This is a genomic window from Neobacillus sp. NPDC093127 (assembly GCF_044754175.1).
Lineage (GTDB): Bacteria > Bacillota > Bacilli > Bacillales > Cytobacillaceae > Neobacillus.
In genome coordinates this window covers 23,294-42,377 of record NZ_JBIVOP010000011.1, presented here as the reverse complement: position 1 = coordinate 42,377, position 19,084 = coordinate 23,294, and the positions used below count along the sequence as shown (strand labels likewise).

The window sequence follows — 19,084 nt, the reverse complement described above, 5'->3', positions numbered from 1 at the left end:
TCTCCTACACTTTTTGCAAAATCTGCCCATCACTCATTTTAATGATATGGTCAGCAAATGAAAGCATTTCTTCGTCATGCGTTACTATTAATGTGGCAATATGGAGTGTCTTTGTTAAATGACTGATTAAGGTCATCACATCTTTTGACCTTTTCGAATCCAAACTTGCAGTTGGTTCATCTGCAAAGAGAACTTTCGGTCTGTGGATAATGGCACGGGCAATTGCAACCCGCTGCCTTTCACCGCCGGACAATGAAGATGGATAGGCATGTTTTCGATGGTCCATTTCAACCAATTTTAGGATTTTGTCAACTTCTTTTTTCTGTTCCCGTTTTTTTAATTTAGATTCAGATACATCCAACATGAGTAACAACTGCTCTTCTACTGTAAGAAAAGGTACCAGGTGGGCAAATTGAAAGACGAAGCCAAATTGATGAGCCCTAATTTTCCGAACTTGTTCCGCATTCATAGAAGTCAAGTTTTTTCCTTCGAAGATTATCTGTCCATCTGATGCCGGCTGGAGTCCTGCAGCTATGGTAAGAAGGGTGCTTTTACCTGAACCTGATGCCCCTACTAAAGAGGTTAACTCCCCTTCTCGAAGAATAAGATTCACACCTTTTAGGATTTCTTCCGTCACTTCTCCATTTTTATAAGATTTCTTAACATTATCTATTTTAAAGATCATATTAAACCTCACCTTGTTGAATAGCTTGTAATGGTTGAACTGATTTAATTTGTAAGCCGGAAAGGGTTGCGCCAATAAATCCTATCATGAGGAAGACGATCGACAATTGAACGGTTGTTTCAGTTGTTAAACTGAAAGGCATTCCTGTAGGTGCTACCCTAGTAAAAATTTGACTAAGGAAAATGGCTATACTAAGTGCAATGACGGTGATAAACACCATTTGCGTCCACATTATTTTAAACAGCGAACTTGTTTTTACACCGATCGCTTTAAGAATACCGTATAAACCAATCTTTTGAACATTCATCATGTAAAAGAAGATGGCAAACAACATGCCGCTAATGACAACTAAAAACCATATAATCATGTTAAGGGACATCTGTTCTGATTTATAACTCGAAATGGTGTTAAGGAATTGATGGTTCGAAAAGGATTCCATACCAGAGAATGTTGGTACTGTACCCCCTTCAGGTATAAAAATCAACTGCATTTCGTCGGTCCCATAAATTTCTTTATAGTCCTCCATACTGATATAAGCTACAGATGCATGGCTGTATTTACTGTGTTTAACAAAACCTTTTACAATAACCTTGCCTTTGAATTGATTATTAGTTAAAGCATCACCAATTTTGATCCCATTATCCTCCATTGACTTGTCGAGTACAATTTCCCCTTTTTCTACATTTATAAACTGCTTAGATTTGGTCGCTGTCACAAACGCGACACTTTGCTGCTTCCCATCACGATCATTCAAAAACCCCATTTGAATGGAAAATGCCGTGGCATCCTTTTGTTTGCTTAAAATTTGATTTTGGATACCGCTGTCTATCCTAGACATGCTGTATTCCTGATTGGCTTCCTTCGTCATATAAAAATGTCCAGCCGGCAAATCTTTTATTAGACCTGCACTCTCTTGTGATAATCCATTTGCCAACCCAGATATCATAAATGTTAATAAGCTAACGAGAAAAATAATGGAACCTAAAATCATAAATTTTGCTTTACTTTTCTTCATTTCTTTCCAGGCAATATTCATCTTCATTCCTCCAATCTTTATTACACCCTTAGTTTAAGATCGGTGTGTGAACGGAAGATGAACAGAAAATTACATTACTAAATTTTGATATTCTAGGTTGCACTATTCGGTAAAAATTTTATAATCAATAATTTGAAAATCTGCCGTTCGCAAGAGACCGTTGATTCTATCGAGTAATTTATTTCTCCCGCCTGAGAAATTGATATCGCAGCAAACAAAGTCAACTCGATAATAACAAAATCCCATTCGTTAGAACGGGATTAAATTTCTATTCTTTAATATAATTTGTGAAACACATTCCACATACCCAGAGTATATGTGGCAACACATGTTATTCCAACGAAATCTTCACAGCATCATCCAAATATTCCGTTGTATTATATCCATAAATCAACAGCCACTTAGGAATCGCATTCTCTCCTGCGTTATCACTTTGTAACTGTATGTTTTGAACTGTAGAGAAATAACGGGGCTGCTCGATTTCTTCATATGCGACATGGATATCATTCATATCGTATTTATTCCCGTTTTTATCAACAAACACTCCGTCAGAACTCATCTCCGTTGAACTGAATTCGCTTCCATTCTCACCTACAATATTGAAGTTAAGCGACTCATATGCTCGATTCTCAGTTTCATAATTGCTTATGACAACAATCGTAGGCTGTCCAACTTCTACCTTGTCGATAGAGATTGTTGTGCCTGCATATTCAAAGCTTTGAGGATATTCTCCAGAAGCATCCAGTTCGATGGTTTTTGGATCTTCAATCGTTAAATGAGCAAATTTGAATTGAACGTTAACCTCTTTTGCTTTTTTTTCAAAAAGCGGATCGAAGCTTGTTTGGTAAGTAAACTGATCCATGTTGTGATCCATAAAAGAGCTGCCATACGTATCAGCTTTCACTTTTTTATTGTTCACTGTTAGATTTTTTAAAGTAAGAAATTCTATCCGCTTCCCAGGCTGATCATTATTAATCATATATTTTAGAATCGTCGCTGTTGGAGCGATGGTTAGTTTATCAAAACGAACCTTGATCCCCTCGATTTCTGTTTCTTCATCCAATGCATATTCTATAGAGGGCTGTTTTGATACAGGAATCTCGAAGTTCCAGTCCCCAAATTCATATTCCATTTCAGTCCCAGCCCTAAAAGCATTCCGATCAGGGGAATTATGAATCAATTTCTGCAGCCTTGTAACCTTCAGTTTAATTGTCCCGTTATCCGTTGACAGTGGCAACAGACCCAGCTTTCCTTGATACACGTTTGCTTTATTATTTACATCCAAGTTAAGGTCAGGAGGATAGTACTTTGTAAATGTTTCACGTCTCATGATTTCATATTCGTTCTTCACAGAAACACCATCATGATAATCCATCACATATTGATTGTCTGCAGCTGTATCTTCTATTTCATAAAAAACAAGCGTCTGAAACTCATCAGCAATCGCGCTCTTGATCCTAATTTTTATCCCGCCGCTTTCCGCTTCCAGGTTCAGCCTTTCACCCAGACCCTGTTGCAGAAAGGCACGCAGCTCTTGATTGTCTTCCGTCCATGTATAGTAGAGATTGGTAAAAGTACCTGTAAAATAACCTATACCTAATAATAATGCAATAACACTCGTAAAAACAATTCCCATTCGTTTACGTTTCTGTTTCTTCTGTTGTCTATGCTTTTCCTTTTCTGCCAGCCTAACTTTGACGTTCTCCATGAAATCAGGCGGCACCTGGAAATCCTCCATCGTTTCAGTAAGATTTATCATGGTTAACATAACATCCTGGAATGTTGCCAAATCCTCCTGACAGTCTTGACAATGATAAATATGTATCTCGAAATCAATCCTTTTCGACCGATCCAGGGCTCTTTCTAAGTAATCGATGTAATCCTTATGAAACTCCTTACAGCCATTAAAGGGTCCGGACCCCAGTTCTTTTCTAAGTGACTGAATTCCGGAAAACAAAAGCGCCTTCATCTTTTCTAGTGAAATGTGGAGAAGATGTGCTGTGTCCTCCTGAGAGATTCCTTTTAAATATGTAAGGAGCAACGCTTCTTTCTCATCCGCTTGCAAGTGATCAAGTGCTTTAAATAAATCCTTATGTTGTTCACTTTCCTCTGAAGCTTGTAAACTTCTATCCTCAGAAAGCTCCCGGCAGTTATCTATGAACTTGGATGTAACCCACGTTTCAAATGATGTTTCACTTTTAAATCGCGGCAATTCCTTTTGGACTTTTATAATAGACCGGAAAAAAAGCTCTTCCATTTGCTGCTGATTACTAAGATAGGACCGACCAAGTGTATAGAACGATTGTTTATGCTGATCGAACCAATCGACGATGGATTCCATTCCTTTTTCGCTTATTGTAGTGATTGACATGGGATCTATTTTTACTGGGATCATAAATGTGTTCCCCCCTTTCTCCTTACCTTGCACGAAGCACCCCATCTGGATCTACCTAGGTTCTCCGTCCTCAAATTTTCAATACTACTATTAATATCTTAATAATAAATGTATCTGTACCATATGATCCATAGTAAGAATAGCCGCCGTGTGGTTGATCCAGTTTATTCGATTCATCAAAGAAAATTTCATAGCTTACTTTAACCCATACTAATTACCTTATATTGTAAACGTAATTAACACACTAAACAATGTAAAAAAGCCCTTTCCGCGGAATGGGCTTTATTTCTAATTACATAATTTTATTTCTCAATCAACTCTAAAAAAGAGCAAATCGTTAAGATCCCTTTATCAAAGTTTTCTAAGTGAAAATGTTCATTTGGTGCATGAAGATTTTCATCTGGCAAACCGAATCCCATTAAGACAACGGGAGCATTTAATGAATGGCTGAAATCCGATACAATCGGAATAGAGCCGCCTTCTCTTTTGTAAACAGGTGATTTCCCGTACACGTTTTGATAAGCCTCGGCAGCCTTTTGAATCATCGGACTGTCAATCGGGGTTAAAAATGGGTTACCCGTATCGCCAAGAGCCACCTTTACCGTACATCCTATTGGTGCATGTTCTTCCAAATGGTTTTTGATCAATTCCTGGATCTTTTCAGGGTTTTGATTGTGGACTAGACGGCATGTGATTTTGGCATGTGCCTCGTTTGGGATGACGGTTTTTGTACCTTCCCCTTGAAATCCGCCCCATAGGCCGTTTATTTCTAATGTTGGCCGGGAACTGATTCTCACTGGGTAAGGATAATTGTTCTCCCCTCCCGATAAATCTGTTAGACCTAACGATTTTTTCAGTTTTTCTTCATCAAAACCCAAAGCTTTAATTTGTTCCTTTTCAAACTCTGTCAGTTCCTCAACATCATCATAAAAATGCTCCACATTTACTTTCCCGTTCGCATCATGAAGGCTTGAAAGCAACTGTACTAATAAGTGGTTAGCGTTCTGAACTCCCCCGCCGAACATGCCCGAATGCAAATCAGAATTGGCCGTGTTAAGGGAAACTTCCAGCGCACATAGGCCTCTTAACGAATAGGTAATGGCAGGCACTCCTTTATCCCACATATCAGAATCGGAAATCACAACCACATCACAGGATAATTTTTCTTTATTTTCGGATAAAAAGTGCGGAAGATTGGGACTTCCGATTTCTTCTTCTCCCTCGATGCAGAATTTTATATTCACCGGTAATTTACCTTCTGATTCCAATAGTGTTTCCACTGCTTTAATATGTAAGAACATCTGTCCTTTATCGTCCGTTGCCCCTCTGGCAAAAATCTTTTCATCCCGGATAGCCGGTTCAAAAGGAGGGGTTTCCCATAAATGAACAGGGTCAATGGGCTGCACGTCATAATGACCGTATACTAACACAGTGGGGGCATTTTCATGATGAATCCAATCAGCATAAATAATCGGGTGCCCTTTTGTCTGGATGATTTCCACATGTTCCATTCCAATGTTATTTAATTTATTGGAAATCCATGAAGCCGCTTTTTGAATGTCCTCTTTATTCTCCGATAAGGAACTAATACTGGGAATCCGGAGTAATTCTTTTAATTCCTCAACATTCTCATGATGATGATTGGATAAAAACTCGGATAATGGGCTCATTTTATCACCTTTTCTATTTTATTTTCTCTTCTATTTTATACAAAAAGTTGGAGAAAACCTACAATTCCAAAGTAAGGAATTCCTGCATACTCACTTCAATCTTGAAATGACCATCCTAATACCTTTCCATAAAACTTCATTGCCCGATCCTTGAAGTATGCCCATCAAGCTGCCTGGTGATGGCTTATTTGATTAAATTAGCAGGTATTTCGCCATTGATCCCGGAAACGAGATTAGTGGCAGCTAACATCGCCATTTTAAAACGCGTTTCATAAGTTGCAGAACCGATATGCGGTAAAGTAACGACATTTTCCATAGAAATTAGTGGATTATCCAAATTAATTGGTTCCTGGACAAAAACATCCAATCCCGCACCATAAATTCCGCCTGTTTGGAGTGCATGAATTAACGCTTCCTCATCCACGGTTTTCCCTCTTGAACAATTGATGAAAATAGCCGATTCTTTCATGAGCTCAAATTCTCTTTTTCCCATTAGCTTTTCAGTCTCTGGGGTGAGCGGTGTCATAAGACAGACAAAATCAGATTTCTTTAATAGTTCTTCCATTGAACAATACATGGCATTATACTTTTCTTCAGCATCCCTATTTCTCGAACGGTTGTGGTAAAGAATCTCCATATCAAACCCAAGGTGCGCCCTTTTGGCAACTACAGAACCTATTCCTCCCATACCAATGATCCCTAAAACTTTATGATGGACATCTATTCCAAACCACGGTTCTTCGAGATTTGTTTTCCACTGCCCAGTCTTCACAAATTGGTCTAATTCCGGCATCCTTCTAGCCGTGGATAGGATCAACCCGATAATAGTATCTGCGACAGAGTCATTTAACACTTCAGGAGTATTAGTTGCCATTATTCCGCGTGCTGATAATGCTGATAGTTGTAAATTATCATAGCCGACTGAAATATTACTTACAATTTTTAGATGGGGAGCATTTTCTAATAATTCCTCATCGACTTTTAACCCGGAACCTATAATACCATTCGCATTTTTTAATTCATGAAGAAATGCCGGATACGTATTTGAATCTAGTTTCTCAAAATACACAATTTCACACGTTTTTTGGATAAAATCTAATACTCTTTGATCTACTTTTTTATATACAATCACTTTAGGTTTCATGAGCATCCTCACTAAGCTTTTTTTATTTTTGGCTGTGTTAAAAGAGAATGTTGATTTCCGTTCCAGGCGCTTCGCGTTCCGCGGGGCGGGCGGTGAGCCTCCTCGGCGCTAAAGCGCCTGCGGGGTCTCACCTGTCCCGCTGCTCCCGCAGGAGTCTCGCGCCTTCCACTCCAATCAACATTGTCATCAAAATCAACAATATTCTTTAACACAGCCTTATTCTTTAGAAAATCTCCGTTAAATTTCAACTAATATTACCGATTCTAAAGAATATGATTTTTTGTTACTTTATGTCGAACGTAATCAAGATGTAAAAACATTTGATGAAATGCCTCAAAAGGATCTCTTTTTTCCAATGCCTTGTAAATTGCCGTATGATGCTGAACAGTTCGTTCTGGTTCACGAACTTTTATCTCATCGTTAATTTTGACAAGTGTTACGATTAACGAATCAACCATACCTTCCACAATTGGATTATTGGCGCTTAACGCAATGATGCGGTGAAATTCTATGTCCGCTTCTCCGTAGTCATTGTCTTTACTGTTTGCAATCACATCAATCGTTTGTTTTAGTCTTTTGAGCTCTTCATCGCTAATTTTCTCAGCGGCTATCGTAATTAATCCTAGTTCCAATGCCATTCGCGCTTCAACCAATGCCTGTAGGTTATCGTGTGCTAGGGATAACATAATCGAAAAAGGATGACTGCTAATTTTATTGTTAAAAAAAGTGCCTTCCCGTGTTTTGCGGGTAATTACACCCAATGATTCAAGTGAGCTGAGCGCTTCACGTAATACAGGACGGCTGACATTTAGTTCTTCCATAAATTCCATTTCCGTAGGGAGCTTATCTCCCGGTTTCAGCTGACCACTATTTAACAGTTGGATAATACTTTCAACTACCTGCTTGGATAAAGTATTGCGGTTTACTGACTCAACTTTTATTTTTTTTGGAGTTTCATCCATCTTTAGGCTCCTTGTTTTTCCATTTTTGTAAGCCTATTATAATATATTGAACCTCCCTTATCACCTTAAGAAATAAAAACGCTGCGAAAAATTAGCAGCGTTATAGAATATTTTTTTGCTACAGTAGCAACCCCGTAAGGAGTTTTGTTACGATAAATCAAATAAAATTAGGACGATAGATTAAAAGAGCAACCGTTTACATTATTTATTGTATTATTGTCTTACAAATAAATCATCATTCAAACTTCTAATAAATGTTTTATTTTTCAGGCAAATAAACAAAGGATTCAAGTAATAGGATGGAATGGACATCCATATGACTGAAGGTATTTCTCATGAAGATAAATATGTAAAAAAGCTTACTCCTAGAGTAAGCTTAACTTCCGATATAAACACTATCACATGTTCCAGCTTTTGGTTCATAATAACAATGGTTTTTAAATTGACCAGAATGAGGTTGACCGTACCATGTTGGAGGGCATGGAGCATATGGATTAAAATACCAAAGGGCATATTTCCCTGGGTGTTCTCTCCAATAATCCAAATTCTTTTTTGCTAATCTTTTTTCAGAAGTTCTCGCTTTTTGATAAAATACATTCCCTTTTTGAACAGCTTCAAAGGAATAATTTCCTCCTTGTACTTGATAAATTACTTGGGGAATTGTTCTTAAATTTTTAAAGTCTGAACAATCTCCTTTAAGACGATTGACAATGACATTTCCAACATATAACATTCCCTGTTTTCCTTCACCTTCGGCTTCTGCTCTCATCATCCTTGCCATTAAGTCCACGTCCGAACTTCGATAATTTACTCTTGGCATATTTTTCACCTCCAAAATATAGTATGAAAAAAAGCCTACATTGATGTCATTGTTAATAAAATTTAATCTGTGGTGCCTAGTCACGTCCCAATTTAGATTCAGATACCTCCAACATTAACATGAGCTGCTCTTCTACTGTGAGAAACGGAACGAGATCGACAAATTGAAATAATAAAAAAAACGCTGCAGAGCGACTGCAACGTTTCGTTTCTATGCATTTTAAGTTAACGGCTAACCTCAGCATTCGCTAATTTTTCATAGTATTTTAAGAGACTGCTATGATCATCAAACTCATTGCCGTCAGTTTTTAACGCATACATCATTTCAAGAACCGCCGCTGTTAAAGGTGTTGGAGCCCCGAATTCATGGCTTGTCTCTAATGCATTCGTTAAATCCTTAATATGCAAATTAATGCGGAATCCAGGATTAAAGTTTCGATCCAGCATCATCGGTGCTTTTGCGTCTAAAACGGTGCTTCCTGCTAAGCCACCGCGGATTGCCTGGTAAACAGCTTCAGGATTCACACCCGCTTTTTGCGCTAATACGAATGCTTCAGAAACAGCTGCGATATTTAAGGCAACAATCACTTGATTGGCAAGCTTTGTTACGTTACCTGCGCCGATTTCTCCGACTAGGACAACCGATCCTGCCATAGCAGATAGTACTTCTTTCACTTCATCAAAAACTTCTTTCTTGCCGCCAACCATCACGGAGATGGTTCCATCAATTGCTTTTGGCTCCCCGCCGCTGACAGGTGCGTCCAGCATTTCTACTCCTTTTTCCACCAATGCTTTATATACTTCCTGGGAAGCTGCCGGTGCAATGGAACTCATATCCACATAAATTAATCCTTCATGCGCGCCTTCAATCAGTCCATTTTCTCCTAAAGCTACTTCTTTCACGTTAGGAGAGTTTGGAAGCATCGTAATGACAATATCTGATCTTTCCGCAATGGCCTTAGGAGTAGATTCTACTTCTGCACCCAATGCTTGGAGTTCTTTAGCTGCATCCTGATTAAAGTCGCTGACAATCAATTGATATCCGGCTTTGATCAGGTTTTTGCTCATAGGCTTACCCATAATTCCAAGACCGATAAATCCGATTTTCTTCATATTATTTCTACTCCTTTATATTTCTATTTTTCTAGTAATCCAGCTTCTGCCATTGAGCTTCTTAATGTCTCTAATAATTCCCCTTTACTGCTCTGGACAGGTTTGACACAATCGCCAACCTCTAATCCGAGTAAATTCGCCATATCCTTTGTGGCGACAGGGAAGGTCGTTTTATCTTGGGCAAGACGAACGGGATTTAACGCGAATTGTGCTTCTAATGCTCCCGCAAAATCCCCAGCCATATATTTGTTGTAAATCGACGTAACCAGCGGGCCAAACATATTGGCGGTTGAACAAACGCTGCCAACTGTCCCTATGCACAATCCCGGAAATACAAGTGTATCTTTACCGGCCATGACTTTAAAATTCAAATCCCTTGTGCAGCGGACCAATTCGCTAAGCATCGTAAAATCTCCGCTTGAGTCTTTTATGCCGACAATATTGTCAACATCCCTGGCTAATTTATCAACCAATTGAACAGAAATGTTGTAGCCAACTCGGCCTGGGTTATTGTAAAGCAGTACTGCAGTGTTTGGAACGACATCTGCCACGGCTTTAAAATGATCATATAATTCGTCAAAGTCTGGCTTTAGAAACATAGGCTGGAGAATCGAAATCCCGTCAGCCCCCATTTCCTCCGCCATTTTAGCAAGACGAACGGCCTGTTTTGTTCGAATCGCCCCAATCCCGAAATAAACAGGAACCCGGCCTTTTGCCTGGTCGATGATTGCTTCAAAAGCAGTAAGCATTTCTTGCTCTTCAAACGCATAAAATTCACCGTTACTTCCGAAAGCTAATATCCCGTGGACTCCATCTTCAATCACATGGTCAACCATAAAACGCAGCTTTGCTTCATCGATATTTTCATCTTTGTCTATTGGAGTGATAATGGGAACAATAATTCCTTTAATATCGTCTATATTCATCATAATTGGATCTCTCCCATGAATGTTACTAGTCATCTATATTTTAATTGTATATTTGTCTTACAAATAAATCATTAGGCAAATACACAAAAAATTACACGTTTTTTTATCATATAACCGTCATTCTTTTTTCATATTCACAATTTGAAAAACACTTCACAAACATAGCTGAATGACGAGCAATGAATAGGTTAGTTAAATCTTTAATACCCTGCAAACATTTTCTGTAGTGAACGCTAAATTCTCATGACCGGATTCAAGAGCTTCCTCAAGTGAGGTAACCCCTTTTAAGATGCCTATTATGGCGTTAAACCCGTGGTGATATAAAACATCAACACCATGGCCAATCCTGCCGGCAAAAGCGATCACAGGAACCGAATGTTTCTTTGCAATGGCAGCCACTCCGTACGGTGTTTTACCAAACAAGGTCTGACCATCAATACTTCCTTCCCCTGTAAAACAGAAGTCCGCTCCGATGATTTTCTCTTCAAGTTCCGTATACTCGATGACAAGTTCAATTCCCTTTTTTAGCCGGGCATTTAAGAACGCCATTAATCCCGCGCCGAGTCCGCCGGCTGCTCCTGCACCTGCAATATGGGCAATATCGAGCTGCAGCTCTGTCTTAACCACTTCTGCAAAATGAGTTAAATTCCGGTCAAGGAGGCTCACCATTTCCGGGTCTGCCCCTTTTTGCGGGCCAAAAATAGCGGAACAGCCATTGTCACCAATTAAGGGATTGTTGACATCGCAAGCCACATCGATTTTTACCTTTTTAAGCCTCGTGTCTAATCCGCTTATGTCAATGGAATGCAGCTGCTCCAAAGCGCCGCCGCCAAACGGCAGTTCATCACCATTTTGATTCTTAAAAGAAACCCCAAGTGCCTGAAGCATTCCCATCCCGCCATCATTGGTAGCACTTCCGCCAATTCCAATTAAAAATCGATTCACACCTTGATCGAGAGCATGCCTTATTAATTGACCCGTTCCATAAGTAGTCGTTACTAGTGGATTGCGGTCTTCTTGTTTAATGAGACCTATTCCACTGGCACTTGCCATTTCAATCACAGCGGTTTTCCCCTCATCCAAAAGTCCGTATTCAGCTATAACTTCTTTTCCTATTGGTCCGATTACCTCTGTCTTGATGATTTCTCCGTTCGAGAAACTCACGAGCGATTCCACCGTTCCTTCCCCGCCGTCTGCCATAGGAACAATTAGACATTCTGCATCAGGAAAGACTTTTTTGATTCCTTTTTCCATTGCAAGGGCAGCATTCTTCGCCGTCATACTTTCTTTAAATGAATCTGGCGCTAGTACAAATTTCATCATAATCTGTCCTTTTCCTCGTTTTCTAGTTTAAACAATGGAGGGTGACGTTTTTGTCACCCCATTTTTCTATCGTACAAGACACGGACGCTTATTATCGAATTTCCATCCTGGGATTAAAAACTGCATTCCGGCGGCATCATCACGGGAACCTAATCCCATGTTGTTATATAGCTCGTTCGCTTTTACAATTTGATCCATATCCACTTCAATCCCCAATCCTGGCTTATTAGGAATGGTGAGATAACCATCCTCAATCTTATATGGATCTTTGGTTAAATGCTCGATGCCTTCCTGCCAAATCCAGTGTGTATCAATAGCCGTAATATTACCAGGAGCGGCCGCTGCTACATGTGTGAACATGGCAAGTGAAATATCAAAGTGGTTATTAGAGTGTGAACCCCATGTTAAACCAAATTCATTACACAATTGGGCTACACGTACAGATCCCTGCATCGTCCAGAAGTGCGGGTCTGCAAGCGGGATGCTCACAGACTGCATTGCGATGGCATGAGACATTTGTCTCCAGTCTGTTGCAATCATATTGGTTGCAGTCGGAAGCCCGGTCTGTTTTCTAAACTCCGCCATGATTTCACGGCCTGAATACCCGTTTTCTGCGCCGCATGGGTCTTCCGCATAGGTCAAGATTCCATGCATATCTTTACATAACTCCACCGCTTCATTTAAGGACCAAGCTCCGTTTGGATCCAACGTGATTCTAGCATCCGGGAATCTTTCTTTTAGAGCCTTAATCGCTTTAATTTCTTCCTTGCCTTCTAAAACGCCGCCTTTTAATTTAAAGTCTGTAAATCCATAAAGCTTGTGCGATGCTTCGGCAAGCTTGACCACTGCTTCAGGTGTTAAAGCTTCTTCGTGACGGATCCGATACCATTCTTCTTCAGCATCCGGATTGCTGTAATACGGTATATCTGTCTTATTTCGATCACCAATGTAGAACAAATAACCCAATGTTTTTACTTTTTCACGCTGCTGCCCTTCCCCTAAAAGCGCTGCAACCGGTACATTTAAATATTTTCCCAGTAAATCTAGTAATGCCGCTTCAATCGCTGTTACAGCATGGATGGTGATTCGGAGATCAAAGGTCTGCAGACCGCGTCCTGCTACATCACGAGAAGCAAATGTTTCTCTTACTTTATTCAAGATACTATGATAATGGCCGATGGATGAACCAACCACCAATTCTTTTGCATCTACAAGCGTTTTACGAATTCCCTCACCGCCGGGAACTTCCCCGACACCAATATTTCCGCATGAATCCTTTAGGACAACAATATTCCTTGTAAAATAAGCACCATGGGCACCACTTAGATTAAGAAGCATGCTGTCACGACCAGCGACAGGGTATACATTCATTTCGGTTACGACGGGAGTAGTTTTTACTGTGTCTTGCACTGTTGACATGATATTATCTCCAATCTTAATCTTATTTTACTTTCAAGTCTTCCTATTTATATAAAGAGTAATTGAATCTCTTATATCCAAAAATCATCGGGCAGTAATCCTATAACCGTTACTGCCCACTACATATCTTTTTAGAAAAATAGATTTAGTATTAATACACCTGCTAAGCCTATCAAACCGAGAGCCGTGGTGTAGGTTGTTCTGATCTTTATTGCTTCGCCTACAGATAAATTTAAGTATTCTTTAAACATCCAGAAGCCCGGATCTGTCACGTGTGAGAACGAGATACTTCCGCAAGTGACGGCTAAGGTCATTAATTCCATGCTGACACCAGATGCCTGAGCGATTGGCAGAACCACACCGGCTGCTGTCATAACAGCCACGGTTGCTGATCCAAGAGCAATACGTAAAAGAGCTGCGATTAACCATGCAAGGATAATCGGAGAAATATTCAAACCGCCTGTGATATCTTTAATGTAGTCGGCAATACCACCATCAACCAATACTTGTTTAAAGGCACCGCCTGCTCCAATTACCAAGATGATCATGGCCATTGGTTTAACAGCATTAGAACATGATTGCATTACATCTTTGAGAGGACGGCCAGCTCTTGGTCCAAGAAGCCACATTGCAAGTAATAGGGCAATCAATAGGGCCATATTGGAAGAACCAACGAAATCCATTATGTGTCTAAAACTATTTTCCTTCGGCAAAAATAATGTACAAACTGCATCAATTGCCATTAATAATACTGGTACAAGTGCAACAAAAACACTTACGCCAAAGCTTGGCATTTCTTCTTCTTTGAATGTTTTGTTTGTAACAAGTCCTTCCGGTATTGACGGATTAATTTTTTTGAAGAAAGGCACCCGAGTCCATGTTAATCCAATAAAAGATGCCGCAGGGATGGCAATAATCAAACCGTAAAGAAGCGTTAATGACATGTTAGCGTTAAAAACTCCAGCAACTGCAGCCGGTCCCGGATGCGGTGGAAGGAAACTATGGGCTGTTGATAATGCGATTGACATCGGTAAAGCTACATAAAGTAGATTTAATTTTGTTTGGCGAACAATCACAAACACAAGAGGTATGATTAATACGAATGCTACTTCATAGAACATCGTAACGCCAAGGATTAAAGATGCGATTAAGATAGCAACTTGAACACGTTTTATTCCCATTTTGTCCATTAGTCTAGTAGCAATCCTCTGAGCGGCACCAGCATCTGCCATCAACGTACCGATCATGGCTCCAAGTCCGACAATAATCGCCGTTCCTCCTAGCTGGCCTCCGAGACCATTAGAGATTGAACCCCAAATTTTGTCGAGCGGCATGCCTACTAAAAAACCAACAAATAAAGAAGTTAATAACAATGAGATAAATCCATTCATTTTTAACGGAATCATCAAAATTAGCAATACGACAACTGCTAAAGCAACATACAATAAGGGCATGTTTATCTTCCTTTCCAGTAAGATATTAAACTGTTTGGTGCCTTTAGGGCATTTGAACAAAACATCAGACTTGCAATGGGACTTCTCTACAATATTCTAAACCAATAAAACTTTTAAAATTCTGTTAGTAAACGTTTACATTTTTATTGTATAATTGTCTTACAAATAAATCATTAGTCAAATGGATAAAAAATATATTTATTTTTTTGTGCAAATACAGTGTAATATTTTTATTTTATCAGGGAGGAAATATGAAAATAAACAAAGTTATAGCTCAAGAGATTGCTGATAAGGTGATGAGCGTTATTCCCTATAAAGTTAATATCATGGATGAAAATGGTTTAATTATTGGAAGCGGAGATAAAAAACGGGTGGACACCATTCATGAAGGAGCCGTTTCTGCCATTGAACAAGGAACTATGGTAACGATCTATAAACCGGAAGGATCTTCAAAACCGGGCGTAAACATCCCCATTCATTTTCAAAATATGACGATTGGGGTCATTGGCATAAGCGGTGATCCGCAGATTGTCGCACCTTTCGCCGAACTAGTCCGTGTAACAGCAGAGCTATTAATCGGCCAGGAATTTTTATTTAAAGAAAGAAGAATAAAGGAACAAAGGATGGAGGAATTTCTGTATCATTGGGTTTTTCGGGACAATGAGTATGATACAGCTTTTTTCAATAGTGCGGAGGCAATTGGGGTTAATCTGAAATTGGTTAGAAAAGCCGTCATCATAAAAGGGAAATTACGTAAACAGCCATCATTATTCACTCAGGAATTTACCTTCAAACTTAATCAGGAAAGCCAGCTATTTATCGTTCCGGATACCAGTGATATTGCCAATCGGTTAGAGCCCCTTATTTCTCAAGACTCAAAAGTAGGAATCGGGGATCGTCATGAAATCCTGGCTAAGTCAGTTCAGGAAGCAAAAAGGGCGATTGAAATATCGGAAAATTTGAAATTTGGACAGATGATTTGTGAGTATCCACAATTAAAATTTATTGATTATTTAACAAATAAAAGTGTGTCTTTTGATGAAATCATTCCTTTTTTCGCGCAGCTCGAAGAAAATCAAAAAGGGCAGGAGTTATTGGAAACCCTTCTTTGCTTTATCGAAAACAGCGGTGATATGAACGCTATATCGTATAAGCTTCATATCCACCGGAACAGCTTAGCCTACCGGCTTCAAAGAATTGAAATCCTTACAAACAAGAACCCCAAGAATTTTATTGATTTATTTCAGCTTTTTACTGGATATGTGCTATATAAAATGAAGCATTCCTCATCATGAAATACAGCCTTCACGTTCGAACGTGAAGACTGTATTTCCCCCCTAATGAATAACCGAAATAATTGAGATCCCAATAAGGGCTATAATGGACAAATGGACACCATTTAATCTTAAGCCTGTTTGAACTCCGGATATTCCGGTCTCCTGCCTGAAAAAGCGATTTGTGATTTCAAAGACATTCCCCCTCTTCTGTCAGGTGATAGGAGCTGGGTTAAATAAAGTAAAATCATTATGAAGACCGTACTTTTCAGCCAAGCATTGTTTACGTCCGCTTGCCACATCAATCATTTCATTAAAAAGCAGTGTGCCAATGTCCTCTATGGTTGCGGCACCTGTTACAATCGGTCCGGCATTAATATCGATCAAATCTTGCCACATATCCTTCATATCATTTCGTGAGCACACCTTAATAACCGGCGCCAATGAGAGTCCATACGGAGTACCGCGTCCGGTCATAAATACTTCAAGCGTCATTCCGCTTGATAACTGACAAGAACCGCACACAAAGTCACTTGCCGGCGTCGCGGCGAAAATCATTCCTCTTTTAGTAGGTCTTTCTCCCGGGGAAAGTACCTCAACAATGGGTGACCTGCCTGACTTGGCAATCGATCCCATTGCTTTTTCAACAATATTGGAAAGTCCGCCTTTTTTATTTCCTGGAGTCGGATTGGCCGATCGGTCCACTTGACCGTTCTCCAAGTATTGATCATACCATTTCATCTCGGCTATTAATTTTTTGCCAACCTTGTCATTTATACAACGTTCGCCAATGATATGGACACCATCGCGGACCTCTGTCACTTCAGAAAACATGACGGTTGCACCCGCTTGAATCAACATATCGGCAGCGTAGCCGGCAGCTGGATTAGCCGTCACACCGGAAAAGGCGTCACTTCCGCCGCATTGCATCCCAACAAGTAACTTGGAGAGAGGAAGTTCGACACGAGTTCTTACATTTAGTTTTTTCAGCTTAGTTTCTGCCTTTGCCAAAATCTCGGCCATAATGGCATCATGGCCCTTTACATTTTGAAATACCACCACATTTTCATGCGTAATATCTTCCTCATCCAATAGCATCTCTAATGTCAGTTTTTCGCATCCCAAAGAGATGACCATCGTTTCCCCGCCGAAGTTCGGATGTTTCACAATATTGTGCAGCATTCGAACAGGAATTTTTGCTTCCGGAGCATTAATAGCCACGCCGCATCCATAGGCATGATTGATGGCTACCACATCATCTACATTTGGATATTTCGGCAAGAGCTCCTCTTTAATCTTCTTTACTGCGTTATTTAAAATGCCCGTCACACATTGAACGGTTGTCACAATCCCCAATATATTTCTGGTCCCTGCATATCCACCATCCGAGTTTGGAAATCCCATGAACGTTTTCTTTGGCGGTTCAGGTAAATCTGTCACCAAATTCACGGCAAATTTCATTTCATCCAAAGATGGGGGATTGGGAAGTGTGATCATATGCTCGTTAATCCAGTCACCTTTATTGATATTCTGCTGCGCATATCCGATTTGAACCCCATAACGGACGATCGCCTCTCCCTCAGGAATATCATTTAAGGCAATTTTATGCCCCTGCGGAATATCTTGATTAGCGGTAATATCCTCCATCACCATGGTGCCTGCTGAAACGGCATTTACCGTTATGGCAACGTTATCATTTTCATTGATCTTTATAGATTGAGTAAGTCCCATGCCTCTCCCGCCTTTACACTTGTTCTTTCTTATTAAAAATCGTAATCTGAAATCAGCAAAAAGTAAAAGTTATAAATTTTAGATTTCTCTTAATAAAATTAAGAGCTAAGAGGTGCATTTTTAGACATGGACTTAAAACAAATCGAATATATCCTTAAAATTGCGGAAGAAAATAATATCACGAGAGCGGCCGAAAAGCTTTTTATCACACAGTCCGCTTTAAACCAGCAGCTTTTAAAACTGGAGAAAGAACTGGGAACCCCACTTTTCGTTCGTTCCAAAAGTAATTGGCACTTAACCCGTGCAGGAGAGATTTATGTAGAAAACGCAAAAAAGATCGACCGTATTAAAAAAGATACGTACAACCAAATAAATGATTTAGTGGAGAGGAAAAAGGGGAAATTAGTCATTGGATTACCGCCGGAACGCGGGCCAGAAATGTTTGCCTCCATCTATCCCCTTTTCTATAAAAAATATCCGAATGTAAAAATAGAGCCGGTTGAAATGGGGGTAAAACAGCAGCAACAAGAAATCAAACTTGGAAATCTTGACATTGGCTTTTTAACATTACAAAGCTTCCAGAAAACAAATGACGAGTATATCCATATCTGTTCCGAGGAAATCATTTTAGCCGTTCCGGGAGCACATCCCCTTGGGCACCTTGGAGGAAAATGGGGTAAAAAGCTTCCTGAAATCAGCTTGGAATCCGTTAAACATGATTCTTTTGCGATTATGCAAAAAGGCTCCACACTAAGAGAAATTTACGAAAATCTTGTTGCTGAAGAGGATTTCAGCCCTACGATTCTTTTAGAAACCAGAAGCTGCCATAACTTATTCCATATGGTCGACGAAGGGATTTGCTGCTCGGTTTTTCCCATTACATACGCCATGGAGAGCCCCGGCGTTTCGTATTTCTTGATTAAACAAAAACCAGTCTGGGAGGTTTACGCCAGTTACAAAAAAGGCAGTTACTTAAGCAGCATAGCCAAAGACTTTATTCAGCTTGCCGCTGATTATTGGTCAGCAAAATTAGGAATTATTCATGAATCCTTGTATTAATTGCTCTGTTTGAAACAGAATAACTAACAATTAATATAAAAAAGAGCAATAAAAGCCCTGAATAAGGGCTT

At 39.7% G+C, this 19,084-nt stretch carries 15 protein-coding genes and 1 pseudogene; 2 read left to right on the top strand and 14 right to left on the bottom strand.

Annotated elements, in window-relative coordinates; all coding sequences use genetic code 11:
• Positions 1-4 precede the first annotated feature (4 nt).
• The 13 genes and pseudogenes from ACIQCO_RS15780 to ACIQCO_RS15720 all read right to left on the bottom strand — a co-directional run bounded on the left by ACIQCO_RS15780 (position 5) and on the right by ACIQCO_RS15720 (position 14,949).
• The gene (locus ACIQCO_RS15780) at positions 5-685 is read right to left on the bottom strand and encodes an ABC transporter ATP-binding protein (RefSeq protein ID WP_400430169.1); all 681 of its coding nucleotides are present in this window, start codon (positions 683-685) and stop codon (positions 5-7) included.
• Position 686: 1 nt separating this feature from the next.
• Positions 687-1,721 carry an ABC transporter permease gene (locus ACIQCO_RS15775; RefSeq protein WP_400430167.1) on the bottom strand — a complete coding sequence of 345 codons (1,035 nt, stop codon included), beginning with the start codon at positions 1,719-1,721 and terminating at the stop codon, positions 687-689.
• A 331-nt stretch (positions 1,722-2,052) separates the two neighbouring features.
• On the bottom strand, positions 2,053-4,116 hold the full coding sequence (locus ACIQCO_RS15770) for a sigma-70 family RNA polymerase sigma factor (RefSeq protein WP_400430165.1): 2,064 nt from the start codon (positions 4,114-4,116) through the stop codon (positions 2,053-2,055).
• 302 nt (positions 4,117-4,418) lie between these two features.
• Positions 4,419-5,786, bottom strand: a complete 1,368-nt coding sequence (locus tag ACIQCO_RS15765) for a dipeptidase (RefSeq protein WP_400430164.1) — start codon at positions 5,784-5,786, stop codon at positions 4,419-4,421.
• 184 nt (positions 5,787-5,970) lie between these two features.
• Complete coding sequence (locus ACIQCO_RS15760; protein WP_400430162.1) at positions 5,971-6,930, bottom strand: 2-hydroxyacid dehydrogenase; 960 nt, start codon at positions 6,928-6,930, stop codon at positions 5,971-5,973.
• 263 nt (positions 6,931-7,193) lie between these two features.
• Positions 7,194-7,892 carry a FadR/GntR family transcriptional regulator gene (locus ACIQCO_RS15755; RefSeq protein ID WP_400430160.1) on the bottom strand — a complete coding sequence of 233 codons (699 nt, stop codon included), beginning with the start codon at positions 7,890-7,892 and terminating at the stop codon, positions 7,194-7,196.
• Positions 7,893-8,268: 376 nt separating this feature from the next.
• Complete coding sequence (locus tag ACIQCO_RS15750) at positions 8,269-8,712, bottom strand: cell wall hydrolase (protein ID WP_066095752.1); 444 nt, start codon at positions 8,710-8,712, stop codon at positions 8,269-8,271.
• Between the two features lie 88 nt (positions 8,713-8,800).
• Positions 8,801-8,887 (bottom strand): annotated as a pseudogene (locus ACIQCO_RS15745) (hemin ABC transporter ATP-binding protein); the annotation flags it as partial.
• A gap of 49 nt (positions 8,888-8,936) precedes the next feature.
• Positions 8,937-9,824: a 2-hydroxy-3-oxopropionate reductase gene (gene garR / locus ACIQCO_RS15740; RefSeq protein ID WP_400430157.1), complete on the bottom strand. Its 888-nt coding sequence runs from the start codon at positions 9,822-9,824 to the stop codon at positions 8,937-8,939.
• 23 nt (positions 9,825-9,847) lie between these two features.
• Positions 9,848-10,753, bottom strand: coding sequence for a dihydrodipicolinate synthase family protein (locus ACIQCO_RS15735; protein WP_400430155.1), 906 nt, complete (start codon positions 10,751-10,753; stop codon positions 9,848-9,850).
• 192 nt (positions 10,754-10,945) lie between these two features.
• A complete protein-coding gene (locus tag ACIQCO_RS15730) occupies positions 10,946-12,073 on the bottom strand; it encodes a glycerate kinase family protein (RefSeq protein WP_400430153.1) in 1,128 nt (375 codons plus the stop codon).
• Between the two features lie 69 nt (positions 12,074-12,142).
• Positions 12,143-13,495 (bottom strand): glucarate dehydratase, encoded by a 1,353-nt coding sequence (gene gudD / locus ACIQCO_RS15725; protein ID WP_400430152.1) that lies wholly within the window; start codon positions 13,493-13,495, stop codon positions 12,143-12,145.
• A gap of 131 nt (positions 13,496-13,626) precedes the next feature.
• The gene (locus ACIQCO_RS15720; protein ID WP_400430151.1) at positions 13,627-14,949 is read right to left on the bottom strand and encodes a gluconate:H+ symporter; all 1,323 of its coding nucleotides are present in this window, start codon (positions 14,947-14,949) and stop codon (positions 13,627-13,629) included.
• A gap of 251 nt (positions 14,950-15,200) precedes the next feature.
• Here ACIQCO_RS15720 and ACIQCO_RS15715 point away from each other — a divergent pair, with 251 nt between their 5' ends.
• The gene (locus tag ACIQCO_RS15715; RefSeq protein WP_400430149.1) at positions 15,201-16,244 is read left to right on the top strand and encodes a CdaR family transcriptional regulator; all 1,044 of its coding nucleotides are present in this window, start codon (positions 15,201-15,203) and stop codon (positions 16,242-16,244) included.
• A gap of 192 nt (positions 16,245-16,436) precedes the next feature.
• On the opposite strand, the gene garD is transcribed toward ACIQCO_RS15715, so the two are convergent.
• Complete coding sequence (gene garD / locus ACIQCO_RS15710; RefSeq protein ID WP_400430147.1) at positions 16,437-17,954, bottom strand: galactarate dehydratase; 1,518 nt, start codon at positions 17,952-17,954, stop codon at positions 16,437-16,439.
• A gap of 126 nt (positions 17,955-18,080) precedes the next feature.
• Here garD and ACIQCO_RS15705 point away from each other — a divergent pair, with 126 nt between their 5' ends.
• Entirely contained in the window at positions 18,081-19,013 is a 933-nt protein-coding gene (locus tag ACIQCO_RS15705) for a LysR family transcriptional regulator (RefSeq protein ID WP_400430146.1), read from the top strand.
• Positions 19,014-19,084 lie beyond the last annotated feature (71 nt).